At 55.8% G+C, this 14,201-nt stretch carries 8 protein-coding genes and 1 pseudogene; 1 reads left to right on the top strand and 8 read right to left on the bottom strand.

Translation table 11 applies throughout. The features are described 5' to 3' along the window. Positions 1 to 70 precede the first annotated feature (70 nt). Both ABJK56_RS12600 and ABJK56_RS12605 read right to left on the bottom strand, forming a co-directional pair. Positions 71 to 2,476, bottom strand: a complete 2,406-nt coding sequence (locus tag ABJK56_RS12600) for a hypothetical protein (RefSeq protein WP_347245020.1) — start codon at positions 2,474 to 2,476, stop codon at positions 71 to 73. Positions 2,477 to 2,775: 299 nt separating this feature from the next. After that, positions 2,776 to 4,044: an L-rhamnose isomerase gene (locus ABJK56_RS12605; RefSeq protein ID WP_347245021.1), complete on the bottom strand. Its 1,269-nt coding sequence runs from the start codon at positions 4,042 to 4,044 to the stop codon at positions 2,776 to 2,778. 416 nt (positions 4,045 to 4,460) lie between these two features. Between ABJK56_RS12605 and ABJK56_RS12610 the strand changes: the two genes are divergently transcribed. Then, positions 4,461 to 6,635, top strand: coding sequence for a glycoside hydrolase family 2 TIM barrel-domain containing protein (locus tag ABJK56_RS12610; protein WP_347245022.1), 2,175 nt, complete (start codon positions 4,461 to 4,463; stop codon positions 6,633 to 6,635). A gap of 816 nt (positions 6,636 to 7,451) precedes the next feature. Here ABJK56_RS12610 and ABJK56_RS12615 read toward each other — a convergent pair. From ABJK56_RS12615 to ABJK56_RS12640, 6 genes and pseudogenes are all read right to left on the bottom strand, one after another. Next, positions 7,452 to 8,078: a TIGR04283 family arsenosugar biosynthesis glycosyltransferase gene (locus tag ABJK56_RS12615; RefSeq protein WP_347245023.1), complete on the bottom strand. Its 627-nt coding sequence runs from the start codon at positions 8,076 to 8,078 to the stop codon at positions 7,452 to 7,454. Further along, positions 8,075 to 8,776, bottom strand: a complete 702-nt coding sequence (locus ABJK56_RS12620) for a TIGR04282 family arsenosugar biosynthesis glycosyltransferase (RefSeq protein ID WP_347245024.1) — start codon at positions 8,774 to 8,776, stop codon at positions 8,075 to 8,077. The genes ABJK56_RS12615 and ABJK56_RS12620 overlap by 4 nt, the downstream gene beginning before the upstream one ends. A 14-nt stretch (positions 8,777 to 8,790) precedes the next feature. Beyond that, positions 8,791 to 9,903: pseudogene (locus ABJK56_RS12625) on the bottom strand (inorganic phosphate transporter). Between the two features lie 2 nt (positions 9,904 to 9,905). Beyond that, complete coding sequence (locus ABJK56_RS12630) at positions 9,906 to 10,745, bottom strand: radical SAM protein (protein ID WP_347245025.1); 840 nt, start codon at positions 10,743 to 10,745, stop codon at positions 9,906 to 9,908. 90 nt (positions 10,746 to 10,835) lie between these two features. Beyond that, positions 10,836 to 12,011 carry a methyltransferase domain-containing protein gene (locus ABJK56_RS12635; RefSeq protein ID WP_347245026.1) on the bottom strand — a complete coding sequence of 392 codons (1,176 nt, stop codon included), beginning with the start codon at positions 12,009 to 12,011 and terminating at the stop codon, positions 10,836 to 10,838. Positions 12,012 to 12,598: 587 nt separating this feature from the next. Continuing rightward, entirely contained in the window at positions 12,599 to 14,149 is a 1,551-nt protein-coding gene (locus ABJK56_RS12640) for a mercuric reductase (protein ID WP_347245027.1), read from the bottom strand. Between the last annotated feature and the right edge of the window lie 52 nt (positions 14,150 to 14,201).

Raw genomic sequence — 14,201 nt, forward strand, 5'->3', positions numbered from 1 at the left:
TGACAAATAGGTTGACGCTATGGGTGAATCTCGCATTTTACGCTTATCGCGGGCTTTTGGGAGAAACCTGTTATCCGGGTTGCCGCGCAGTTTGCAGCCGCTCGCGATAGTTGAGGTAAAGCACCCCCGTAACAAAGTAGGCAAGAGCCAGATAGAGCAATGTTGGTTTCACCTTGTCAGCGGACATATATCCGGCAAATACAAACCAGGCGAAAGTCAAACTTGCTACCAAGCATAACAATGCTGCAAGGCCAAAAATGGCCATAAGAAAACGACTTTCCCCAATCCCTTTTTTGGCAGGTTCCGCGGATGACGCTGCTGGAGTCGGAGCCTCAATTGTTCCTGGAACTGCGGATTCGGGTTCTGAAGGGAGCGGTTCAGATTGCCCTGATGCCTCTTGCCTTTTTGAAGCTCCCATCAGTGCCGCAAGAATAATGTACGTGATGGCCGTGGCAAGCCACACTGGGACGACAAGGAAAAACAAATGAAGCCATTGCATCTTCCAAAGTACGAGCGCCAATCCCAGCCCTACAGCCCACGCGATAAGGGCTGCCAGATTGAGTAACTGCCCCCTCTGGTTCGACCAGAATTTCTGCCATCCCAGAATGGGAAACAGCCAGTGTTCTACCACGACAATCGTCCCAACAGGCAGGAGAAGGATGCCGTAAATTCCGACAAAATCCAAGAGGTAGAGAAATACAAACGGGAAACAGGCGATGGCCGTCGTAATTGTTCCGGCCAGAAATGTCACCAACCAACGGGGCCAATTAGGAGTGATCACCTGCAGGGCCAGTCCAGCGCGATAAAGGGTTGGATTAGCGGTTGTCCATCCCGCGATGATGACCGCCAGGGCCCCTGCCCATCCGAGGGAGAAGTAGGCAACCTGACCGGAATCCAATTGCATTAGGGGTTGCATGAAAGCTCGGGCGGCTGCCGCCCCCATGATACCGGCACATATCCAGGCCAGATAATGTCCGAGAAACATCCCAAACGCCGAATACAGGCCATACCACGCACTTTTCGCATAGCGGAAGATCGCCATGTCCGAAAGTCCCAGATGCATGGCGAGATTGCAGATCCAGGCAAAGAACACAATATGCCAGAATCCGATGGGAGATCGCGCGCTCAAATGCTGACTGTTAATGGCCGCCTGAAAACTTTGCAGAGGGACAAAATTCTCATTGCAGACGACACCCCCGCGGCTTTTGGGCATCACATATTTGACAGCAGCAGGTTGCGGTACCGACTTACTTTCGACGCGGATGCGGTACCCGAGAATAGGCGGTTTTGGCGGCACCTCGACCACAGGAGCCACCGGTGGCATGAAGCCCCCGCTGCCACCCCCTGCCCTCTGGCCATTCGCACCTCCTTGAGAGCGGCCACCTCGCTGCGGCTGAGCCTGTTCCGCTGATGCACCATCTGTGGGCTGTTCCGCAATCGATGTAGCAGCGGCTGTGACTGCACTGACCGCGGAAGCATCACCATACTGTCCCGATAGAGAGTCGGTTTCTCGTATCTTTTGTAATCCCTCTTTTGTGTCTCCGTCCGACGCGGGTTGTTCTTCGAGTTTCCCGTAGATGCATTCCAGTCGGGCTTCTGCCGCAACAAAATCCTTCGGTTCCGGAGAAGCTGTGGATGCCAGGAAGAAACCAGGGAGTGGGACCTGCGTAGGATCGGTCTCGGCAGCGGCTCCCACACCAGTTGCCTCTTTAAGAACCTGCAGACGTCCTTTGACATTCTCTAGCTCCAGGACGATTTGGCTTCCCTCACGCCTGACAACGGCAACTGATGGGCCTGGCCCACTCCAAATTCGCTCCTCGGCAACGTTCCACAAGGTTTTCCAGTTGGAAACATGGCCGACTGAAGGGAGCGTCATGAGTGCTCCGCATACAAACATCAGTAGCATCCAGGGTGAACACACCACGGCGAACTGGGAAAGCCGCTTGAACCCGAGAATGGCAAGCGTGACGACCACGGCTCCCACCCCGATAACCACCACGACGAATAGGGGATCCTGTGGCAGCCAACCTGTTTGCGGAGGAATCCCGAACGGAATTCGCACCGCCGAAGCCGCAACTGTGATCATGCATCCCGCCAGAATGCAATACAGAACAGCGTTAAGAAGGTTATAAATGACCGTTAAGACGGGACCTCCAATCTGCCGAAAGTACCAGTAGAGCGTCAAACGCGTCTGGACGGCGATCGGCGCACAAACAAGCGTCCAGGAAAGCACAGCCAGAACGTTTCCCAGTAAAAGACCAACGACCACGTCGAAGGTGCGGGCGCCCCAAATCACGAACAGCGCCCCGATCACAAATTCGGTAGCCGCAACGTGTTCCCCTGCATAAAGACCGGCGAAATATCGCCCACTTTGAAGTTTGTCCGGCGTTACAGGACGCCTCTCAAATTCGTTGAGCTTGTCAAGTCGAGCAAAGATTGATTCTTTTTTGCGAGTTGCGTCTTCTTTAGTAGCCATGCCCAAGACACCCGTAGATGACGACGAGGAACCGATAAAGAATCACCAGCGACTTGTCACAGTATGCACCGTCATTGCAAAGCCTGTCAAGTACCAAGATCGATTGTTTGATCGAGCGGTACTTGGGACTCAGCATCTCTTCCGGTGGTCTGGTTCTCTGCTAAGGGGTAGCTCATAGGCAAACGCAAAAAGACCATTGACATGTGAAGTTATGACGCGCCCTGTGACACGTAAAAGAATGTAAAAGAATGTCGCGACGCTTCCCAATAGTTCCTGGCAGCCGACCACCAATCGCAAGCTCAACCCTGGCGCTTGGGGAAAACTTCCTGCTCGTAGCGTCGGACCTCGTTGATGACCTGATCGTCCCGGGGAACATCGTGCCGAGCACAGTATTCTTCCCAAACAGCGGCGAAAGGGGCCGTCTTTTCGGCTTCCAAAAGGGCCAGTCGTGCTGTGTAGTCACCTTCGGCCTCGGCGTGCTTTAAGGCTGACAAGGGTTCCAGCAGGGCCCAGAGCAGTGCCTTGAGCATACTTCGCATGCCAATCACCCAGGCTGCCAACCGATTGATGCTCGCATCGAAAAAGTCCAATCCGATGAATACTCTGTCGAGGTACTGCCCACGAACCAGTTCCTCAGCGATGGCACGCACGTCGTCGTTGAACAACACCACGTGATCACTGTCCCAGCGAATACCGCGACTGACATGCAGGAGGAGACCCTCAAGATAAAATAGCACGGCGGATATCTTATCAGCGATCGTCTCTGTGGGATGGAAGTGCCCTGAGTCCAAACAGAGAAGGGTTTTTCGTGTGATGGCGTAACCCAGATAAAATTCGTGCGACCCGGCAACGTAGGCCTCGGAGCCAATACCAAATAATTTCCCTTCCACCGCATCACGATGGAACGCCGAGTCGATTTGCTCCGACAGGATTTCATCGAGCGACTGGATGAGCCGTTCTCGGGGGCCCTTTCGATCAACCGGAAGATCCTTCATACCGTCAGGAATCCAGATATTTGTCACGCACACCTTTCCCAGTTGACGACCGAAATACGAGCCGATACGCCGGCACGCCTGGCCGTGCCGTACCCAGAACCGGCGAATTCCGTCATCGGTATGGGTGAGCGTGAAACCACTTGCTGCCAGCGGATGAGAGAAAAAAGTGGGATTGAAGTCCAGTCCTATCCCACGTTCGGCTGCCCAGTCCACCCATGCCTGGAAGTGCGCCGGCTCGATTTCGTCGCGTTCGACCTTTTTTCCACCTGAATCCAGGTAAATCGCGTGCAAATTGAAGCGGTGTTTACCGGGGATCAGCCGAAAGGCCATATCCGCATCTGCGCGGAGTTCGTCCGGTGTGCGGGGCTTGCCAGGATAGGAGCCCGTGGCCAGGATGCCCCCACCTGTCAGTCCCTGAGGGCTTTCAAATCCACCCACGTCGTCTCCCTGCCAGCATTGCATGGAGATAGAAACGGAAGTCAGCGTTTGTATCGCTTTTTCTGTATCGACTCCCCATTCAGCGTAGCGCTCTCGGGCAAGTTCATATGCCTTTGTGGTTTGGTTGGGCATCATCGGCGTCGTGCTCCTCGGTTCGAGATACAGCGATTTCGTCAGTCTGATTGCTCACAACCTGTATGAAGTTAAGCCGTTCCCTACGATCAAAGGGCCATTGTGGTGAATCTCCACGCGGAACGCCAGGGGGTCAGCAACGGTCACCGAGGTTGACACCTCGGCGTGTCGCGGAAGATTTGAAGGAGAAGTTGCGAAAACCGTTTGATCCAATTGGGGGTTACGATCGAATTTCCACGTTTTTGAACCTGGCATGACTCGCAATAGGGTGACGCGAAAATGGCACATACTCTCATCTGAAATTGTGACGTTTGTTGACACACGCCCAGCGCGACTTTATAAACCATCGGAGCGTCGAAAAGCCTACCTGCGCGGGCAAAAGATCGATCGAAACAACGCGGCTGACAAGGAGCCCGACTATGGAACGGCTGCGCTTGGTGTCCATTTTGTGCCGAGTACTTGTTTTGGCAGGCTGGTTGGTGCTTTCCAGTGGCGCGGGGGCAGAAGAGAAAAATCACCGACAAACGATCTCTCTGGATGGCATTTGGGAACTCGCCGAGGGACGAATGGACACCGTGCCCAATGATTTTCGCGCCCGAGTGCCTGTTCCCGGCCTGGTCGATTTGGCGGAGCCTCAATTCCAGGAGGTTGGTACAGAGGAAAGTTGGCGGTATCGCGAAGCGTTCTGGTATCGCCGGAACTTTCGTCTGGAGGGCGAGGTTCCACCTCTTGTCCGCTTGAAGATCAACAAAGCGTGTTACGGAATGCGGGTGTATCTGAACGGCGAGTTGGTCGGAGAGCATCTGCCGAGTTTCACTCCGGCTGTGTTTGACGTGACTTCGTTTATCAAAGGTGGAACAGAAGAGAACGTACTGGTCATCCGGGTGGGTGCTCATCGCCGTGCCTTACCGCCCGGCATTCCGGATGGTTGGGATTTTGAAAAGGTCCGTTATATTCCGGGGATTTACGATTCTGTTCAGCTTATCCTTTCCGGAAAACCGGAAATTCTGTACGTCCAGGCGGTGCCCGACCTCCGCCACGAGTGCGTGCGGCTGTATGTTACCCTTGGCCCGGAGAAGGAGGCCATGGACACCGTTGTTGAGTGCACGATCCGCGAAGCACGATCGGGTCATGTGGTGGCAGAGCAAAAATCGCCCATCGTTCACCTGACGCCCGGTGAAAAGAAGGAAGTTGAATTGTCGGTTTCCATCCCTGAGTGTCATCTTTGGACTCCCGAGGATCCTTTCCTCTACGAAGCGGTCGTTTCTACCTCCGGTGATACCACCCGTTTTCGGTTCGGTATGCGGGAGTTTCGGTTTGATCCCCAGACGAAAATGGCCGTGCTTAACGGCCGGATTTACCCGCTGAGAGGAACGAATGTGTGTATCTATCGGTTTTTCGAAGATCCCGCAAGAGGCGATCTACCGTGGAAGGAAGACTGGGTGCGGCGATTACACCAAACGTTTCGCATGATGCATTGGAATTCTGCCCGGTATTGCATCGGCTTTCCGCCCGAAAAATGGTATGACATCGCCGATGAAGTCGGGTTGCTTATTCAGGACGAATTCCCAATTTGGTATCTGAGTCAGTGGCCGAAAGAACTGGGGAGGGAGGAGCTTGCCCGAGAGTACGCAGCATGGATGCGCGAACGATGGAATCATCCCTCTGTGGTCATTTGGGATGCCCAGAATGAAACGCGGACCGAAGAGACGGGCGCAGCCATCCGCGCGGTACGGCATTTGGACCGGTCAGGAAGGCCCTGGGACAACGGTTGGGCGGCCCCTCAAGATCCGCTCGACGTGTTCGAATCGCACCCCTACCCGTTTTTTAGCCCAAAAGGTAAGAATCAACCCTCGAAATTTCGTCTCAGTCAATTGGCCGGCAAACCAAAACGGCCGGACGTAGAAGGTGGCCTGGGGGGAAATCCGCTACTGAATTCGGGTGATAATCCCGTCATTATCAACGAGTATGGCTGGCTGTGGCTCAATCGGGACGGGACTCCCACGACGCTTTCTCGAGCAAACTATGAAGCGTTGTTGGGTCCCGATGCTTCGGCCGAGGAACGCCGGAAGTTTTATGCCTACACGATTGCCGCCATGACGGAGTTCTGGCGCGCCGGTCGGCAAGTCGCGGGAGTCATGCACTTTTGTGGGTTGGGCTATTCTCGCCCGGATGGCGAAACGAGCGATAACTTCGTTGACCTGCACAATCTGATTTTGGAGCCGCACTTTGTCCGTCGTGTTGGGGATGCATTTTCACCGGTAATCGCTATTCTCGACTTCTGGAATGAAGAGGTGGCTGCCGGAGCTAGCATTGAGGTGCCAGTCGTACTTCTCAATGACCGGTGGCAGAATTGGTCGGGAACGGTTCGTCTGGCTCTTGTACCCGAAAATGGTTTTCAGGATGGAGCCGAAAAACTAGCTCCCGTGGTGGCGGAGCGATCCTGCCGACTGGAGCCCGTGGATCGCCAGACTTTCACCGTGCCCGTTCGGTTACCTTCACAACCGGGGATATTTTACATAGTGGCGGAACTCACCGATGATGACGGACGCCCCGTACGGAGCATCCGACGAATCGAGATTCGCTCACCTTAAGGTATCTCGCACGAGAAGGACGGCAGCGTTGGCCTCGCGAAGCGTTTCGGCGAAGGTGTGACTTAAGAAACCGAGCAAAGGCGCGAAGCCGGTGGCCGAAAAACCGAGGTGATTGCTTTGGCCAAGCGGTGGAAAGCGGTTCGATTTCAGCTGGGAAGCGCCCCGGGGCAGTGTTTTGCGGATCCGTAGCGTTCCTTCCATGGAGAGGTCATCGATCCGCGAAAAACGCGAACCTTGCGGGTTTTGGATAGCCCTCTCCGATCGCTGTCAGGGTGACAATCATCGGGTACAACAACCGGATCTTTTCGGAGGGACCCGCGTTTCACGTCTAGTCTTCAACCTCTTCCAAGCGAAAATACCGGACCGCTTTGGAAAACGTGTTAGAGCCTGGAAGGTGCTCCATTATGGGGACAGGAGAGGAGCTCCCCGCCAGTGGGCTGTTGGTGCATTGGCTGATTTGAAGCGCGAACACGTCTCCCCTACCCTCCTCCTGCCATTCTTTAGCCGCGGAACCGGCAGAAAAAATGCTTACAAAAACAGTGAGTTCTCAGTATTGCTATCCTGTTTTCGGTGCGAAAAAGGGAGCCGCAAAGTAAAAGTGGCAGGTAAGTTCGCGAAGGCTCGCGATCAGGGGTGCGTCGTCTGCTACCGAGTGCCCGCGGCTCGGACGATCCTGAAAAGGCAGGACTGTTGGAATCGGTACTGTGCGAGAACTGAAGCTGACCTTGAGGAAAGCTCGAAACATAGCGGTTTGGAACGGAATGCAGCCATGAGTGTGGAAAGCCAGTTCCTAAGATGATTGCTAAGGATGCCCCATCAGCGAGGCGAGTGGTGGCGTTCAATATGGTACCAGCAAGCCAGTCGATCGGGCGGGACTCCAAAGTAATAGCCGGCCACCACGAGCTGGTTGATCCAGGTGGTCCGCCAGGGTCCAATTGCCTCCCAGCGACGGGCCGATGTGGTGAGGGTGGACGGAATGATGGCGATCCGGCCTCGCCGCTGCAAACGGCGGACCATCACGAAGTCTTCCATGATTGGCAGATCGGGAAATCCTCCTGTGGCGTCGAAAGTTTCGGAGTTTAGGAACAGGCCCTGGTCGCCGTAGGGCATTCGCAGCAATCGCGCACGAAGGTTCGCTCCCCATTCAATCAACCGCAAAGTCCTCCCAGGGCCGTCGATACGGAGCCGAAAGGCTCCCGCGATCATCAGCGGTTGTTCAATCACCCGCCGAACATCTTTGTCAAAATTCTGGGGCAATCGACTGTCGGCGTGGAGGAACAAAAGGATATCGCCGCTCGCAGCTTTCGCCCCGGCGTTCATTTGGCGGGCCCACCCAGGAGATGAACGGAGGACACAGCACTCCGTCTGTTTCGCGATCTCCACAGTACCATCTGTGCTTCCGCCATCGACTACAATGGTCTCGACGTTCCTTGCACCTTTCAAGCTTGCCAGTAAATGGGGAGGTCTGCCGACTCATTTAACGTTGGGACAATCACGGAGATTGGCGGGGTGGCATTGGTTTGGCTGGAGGCTCGAACTCGATACCATATGGCCAGGTCCTCCGGCCTGTCCACGTCGGAGAGCGTCTTGAGCTGGTACACTTTCAGGGAAAGCTGCCTGGCCTCGCGCAGCGTCTCTGTGAGAACCGCTTCGGTCCCCCAGGAAATCTCCGTGAAGAGTTGGGACACCTGAAATCTCAGGCCAATCGAATAATATCCGCCGTCGGCGGCCGGCCTGAGTACAATGTCGTGCTCCGCGAGGCTGTCGAAGGCTTCGCGAACCAGTTGGGGTGTCATTTCTGGACAGTCGATTCCAACGATGATGACTCGCTGCGCACCCCCGGAGAATGCCTCGGCAAAGGCACGATCCAGGCGCCGGCCGAGGTCACCCTCTCCCTGGCGACGATACGGGAAACTATTTCCGAAGATAGCGGCCATGCGCTCCGAGGTGCCTCCCTCGAATCGGACCGCCGTTGCTACAGGAAAATTTCTAGCCAATTCCCGAACGCAGGCAAGAGTGTGACATGTTAACTCGCGATGCAGCCGGGCGGCCCCTTCGGCACCTAACGCTGGGATAAGCCGGGTCTTTGCCTTGTAAGGCTCGGGGAATCGCGTGAAGATGATCAGGCGTCGTGAGATCATGCGGTGCTGTGGGCTCAAATCGAAACGAGTATACGGTAACTTGCCGCACCCAGAAGTGCGGCTATGGGAAACGTTGTGATCCAAGACGAAAGAATTGCGGCGATCATGCGCAGGTGAGCCTGGCGCGTGAACAAGCCGATACCGAAAAGAGCCCCACACGAGACATGCGTCGTGGAGACCGGCATTCCGAAGCGGCTGGCCCCAAGGACGATAGCACTGGTCACAAGATTGGCGACAAAGCCCTCACCGTGGTTCATGGGAGTGATTTTCCAGCTCATCACCTCGGCGACCCGGCGAGCATTCAGGATTCCTCCAAGGGCCATCGATAAGGCGACCACCATCGTGGCAACGGTACCGTGGAAAAGCGGGGCAACGAGCAGCAGTCCAGCAATTTTCGGAGTATCGTTCAGTCCTCGTGCGAAGCTGACCGCTCCAGCAGAGAGGTAATGCAGGTTGTCGAGGACAGCCGACGCCTCGACGCCAAGGATTTGTCCGTGATAGCGACTTCGGCAGACCACCCTGTCTCCCAGGCTGATGCTGAGTTGCGCGGCCCGCTGCAAGACGGCCGCTTGCGAGGCTGCCAGTACGACCTCGCAGGTGTGCTGGCCGACGCACAGGCAGGTGTGTTCGGTCACTTCGATACGTTGCCGCGTGTGGTGAAGCAGCGGGTAACAAAGCGCCGTCGCTGCGATCGCAAGAAAGGGACTGCCGAGCAGGGGCGCGAGGAAATAGAGGTCGAGTTTATGAGCGTGGAATGTGGCCCCAGCTGCCCATCCGGCCCCAACCAGCGCCCCAATCAGGCTGTGCGTGGTTTAGATCGGCATTCCTGCTCTGGTGGCGAGGAGGACCGTCATCCCAGCACCGAGGGCCACCGCCCCGACGTATCGAGGGTTGCTCACGAGGCTATCATCAACGAGTCCGTGCATGCTAAAGCTCTTCAGCAGGTGCCCTGCCAGCAACACCACGGTCAACGAACCTGCAAACGTTGTCGCCATGGCCCAAGCTAGCGCCCGACGGTAATCCGTGGTTCCGCTTCCGAACAACGTCGCCACACCCTTGAAATTGTCGTTCCCGCCGTTGGCGTACGCGAGTCCGAGAACTACGATCACCAGGATGGCGAGCGTCATCTCTACGTCCCTTCACTAAAGCTCGAGCCACAAGCGAAACACGAGTAGCAACGGTGGTGCTTCAGGCGGACTCGAACGCCAAGACTTTCCCGAAGCGTATCGCCTAGCTCGAAATCCTGGTCGTCGTCCACAAGTGTGCAAGCGTAAACCCTGTACCGCCCCTGCTTCTTGACAACCATGCGGCTGAAGCTACACATGAATCGTGCACGCTGTTCGGGCATTGTGTAAGTTGTCATACATTGCTCGGTGACCTCTGGGGCGGTAGCGATGGAGTTGGGGGTCAGAAAGTTCGGGAATTTCACGATCGGTATGTTCGGTGGAAGTCCCGCCTCTTTCAGAAAAGGCGCGTAGCTACCATTAACCGCGTCAGCATCTTCATTGGGCTGCATCAACCGGGCGATGGACACGGCAAAGCCTTCCGTGTGGAGCAACCCGAGTGCACGAAGCGCCTTCCGGAAATTCCCTTCCCCGCGCGAGGCGTCATGCTTGGCCGGGTCCGGATAATCCAGGCTGATGCGAAAAGCCAATGCGTGGAGCTTTTGTCTGAATTGAATGACCTCTTTCATGCGGTTGAGAAGAGGCTCGGTGCCGTTGGTCAGCACAAAGCATGGGCGGTAGTCCAGAGCGTAGTCCAGGATCTTCAGGAACCATGGGTTTACAAAAGGTTCACCTCCTGTGAAAGAGAACTTTTTGACGCGTAACGCAACAGCTTCAGCGATAAACGGTTTCACATCCTCAAGGGTGATAAACTCAATGCGTCGATCACGGGGCTTGGATCCTTCGAGACAGAATGGGCAGGAAAGGTTGCAGTTCGCTCCCGTGTGGAACCACAACTCTGCCAACCCGTTGGATTCGATATACCCGCGAGGTTCACCCCGGGTAGTGAAGAGCCAAGTCGGATCGTCGCTTTTCTCACGTAGAGTAACTCGCTTTCAGCAACATCGGCCATCTGTACAGGTATGAGAGACCTCGGTGGTGACATGATACTCGTATCCTTTCGTTTCTCGTGGGTGGCGATGTCGAGGACGGCTGCAATCGAACGGCTGGGCTTCGCTGCCCACTGGTTCGCGCGGTTCGATGAATTCAAAATGCTCGCCATAGGGTTCTTTACGCAGTATCTGAAAAGTCTTGTCGCAGACGGCCATCCGTTCACCGCGGTAATAAACATGGCCGTTGTCATCCTCGACTTTCTTAAATGGTCCGCGGTAAATTACCGCTTGGTTCCGCTCCCAACATGGTTCTTCCTTCCCCTTGTAAGCGACAACGGTCGCTGAACGGAACTCGATGCCTTCGATGGTTCGCCATGGTTCAGCCTGCCGAGCCGCGATGTGAATGCCATAGAACCCGGCTTCCTCGAAAGCCTTCAGGAACTGGTCTTCCCGGAAGGCTCCGGAAATGCAGCCGGACCAAAGCTCGGGATCATTCTGGAGATGCTCCGGCACGTCCTCATCGGAAACAATATCGCTGATAGCAGCCCGGCCACCGGGCCCAAGGACGCGAAAAACCTCAGCGAAGAGCTTTCGCCGGTCTTCAAGCCGGACCAAATTCAGCACACAGTTGGAAACCACGCAATCGACCGATTTGTCCGCGATCACGGGCTGCTCGCGCCGCAAACGATCTTCGATTTGCCCGAGCATCAACCAGTTTTCGGGGTTGCTGATACAGAGCCCGCGGGTCTGGTCCGTCAGCAGTTCCAGGTCGAGCGCTAGATCCTGGATCATTCCATACCGAAACTCCACATTCGCGTATCCGATTCGCGAAGCTACCATACTGCGGTAGCGTCGGGCCAGGTCGATCATCTCTCGGTTGCAGTCCACTCCGATGACCCTTCCCTTGGGTCCGACCACTTGGGCGAGAATGTAGCACACTTTGCCACTTCCTGAGCCGAGATCGACCACTGTTTCAACCGCCCGCACATAGGGTGTCGGATCGCCGCAACCATAGTCTTTTTCCAAAATCTCTTTTGGAATCACCTCGAGCAATTCACGTGGATAGGAGTGGGGACAACATAGTGCCGACTCTTTCACAGTGGCTGCTGAGGCGTACCGGCTGAGCACTGCTGCTTCGGTACTTTCACCATTCAAACTTGTTGTGTTCACAGTTTTCATGCTTTTCTCTCCAATAGAGTCCACCCTAACGCCAGAAGATTAAGTGGCCAAATAGGGCCGCAAGAGCAGCGAGTGGCACCAGTGCCCTCCGGCCAGAGAAACCACAATTGAGGTTGCAAATGTGTTTTACATGGACAGGAGCGGGGACAGATCAAGCTTCTGTGAATCGAACGCCTCGTGGTGCGATATCGAACCGTCGGCCATCACCTTGCGATGCAGTAGGCAATGTCATGCGGCATCGAGTGCCAGAGTGGAACAAAATTTCCTTTGGTAATTTACGGGAACGATCAGGACCTTGCGCGCGTATCGAGGTGGTCCGAACGCATGGCCGATGGTCGCCGAAGCCAGCACGCTGGCTCTGGCCCCAGCGGTAGGCCCGAGCGCGCCGTGTCGTGCGTGAAATACTCCCGGGCCATGCTGGCAGCGTTTTAAGCTTTCCAAAGGGTGCTCTACTGGCGCGATGGGGTCCGGTCCCCGCTTGCCCGAGCAGCGCTAACCAAGTCGGGATTTTACTGGTCGTCGTAGTTCGTTCATTCATGTTGTAACACGTCAACTATCATGTAATTGGGAAAGCAAGGCGATTGTCCTCAGCGGGTCCACGCAAACCATTTCTGGAACAACCACCTGACAAAAGGTGTCAGGCGAGACCGATTATAGTTATCGCAAACTTTGCGGATGGCCTCTGCCCGCGTGGGATAGGGGTGGATGGTATCCGCAATCTTTTTCAGTCCGAGTCCGTGCGCCATGGCCAGTGCGACCTCGCAAATCAGCTCCCCTGCATTGGTCCCCACAATTGTCGCACCGACAATGTGATCGCTTCCTTTCTTCGTGTGAATGCGTACAAATCCCTCGGTTTCGCCTTCAAGCACAGCAGGGTCCACGTTGCTGAACTCCTGGACATAGGTGTCAATGGAAATGCCCCGTAACTCGGCCTCCTTGGGGTAGAGTCCCACGTGGGCAATTTCCGGCGAAGTATAGGTGCACCACGGGACGACCAGCGCGCTGAATCGAGCCCGCCCTTTGAAAAGGGCGTTGGGAATCACAATTCGGGCCATGAAGTCGGCAGCGTGTGTGAGTTTATATTGGGAGCATACGTCCCCTACCGCAAAGACCCGCGGGTTCGTTGTGCGGAGATGGTCGTCGACATGAACGCCTGCTTTGAGATCGTAAGCGATGTCCGCTGATTCGAGATTGAGCTTCTCCACGTTGGGTACACGGCCCACGGCTACCAAAAGCTTGTCAACCAGCTCTTCGTGAATTGCTCCGTGAGACTCGACGTGCAAAAGTACTTCGTCGCCATGCTCACGTACTTCCGTGCTCCGTGCACAGCAGAGAAGTCGGACGCCGTCCCGCAAAAGCGATCGCTTCACAATCTCCGCAGCGTCCGGTTCCTCTCGTGGGAGGATGCCGTGAGCAGATTCGACGAGAATCACTTCCGAGCCGAATCTGGCAAAGGTCTGGGCAAGTTCGCATCCGATTGGTCCCGCGCCAATGATCCCGATCCGTTTGGGAAGCTCGGTGAGTGAAAAAACGGATTCGTTGGTCAAGTACTGAACCTGGGAGAGGCCCGGGATGGGTGGGACCGCCGCACGTGTTCCAGTGGCTATAAGCGTCTTGCTGAAGCGGAGTGTTCGGCCCGCCACGGTGATCGTGTCGGGACCCGTAAAATGCCCTTCACCAAAGAAGACGTCGACGCCCAAATCGCGGAATCGGGCCGCCGAATCGTGCCGACTTATGCCGCCACGTAACCGGCGCATCCGCTCCATCGCGGCAGAAAAGTCCACCTGCCACCCCTCTGGCACGCGAACTCCGAACTCGCCCGCGCCTCGAACGGCAGCAGTTACCCGAGCAGCGCTGATGATCGCTTTCGAAGGCACACATCCATAGTTGAGACAGTCGCCCCCTAAGAGATGACGCTCCACCAGAGCCACCCGGGCTCCCAGCCCAGCCGCGCCAGCGGCGGCCACCAAACCGGCCGTACCCGCACCGAGAACGACCAGATTGTATCGTGAGGCAGGATCAGGACTAATCCAGTCTGCAGGCCGAACGATTTTTACGAGCGTCTGGTTATGCACGTCGTCCGGGAAGAGTTTTTGCATCACTTCTTGGGACCTCGATAGCTCCGAAAGCACGCTCATGTGAAATAGCTCCAAAAGGATTCCCATGCAGAGAGGCAGCCGGCTTTTCGGC

The sequence above is a fragment of the Thermogutta sp. genome (assembly GCF_039793925.1).
Classification (GTDB): Bacteria; Planctomycetota; Planctomycetia; order Pirellulales; family Thermoguttaceae; genus Thermogutta.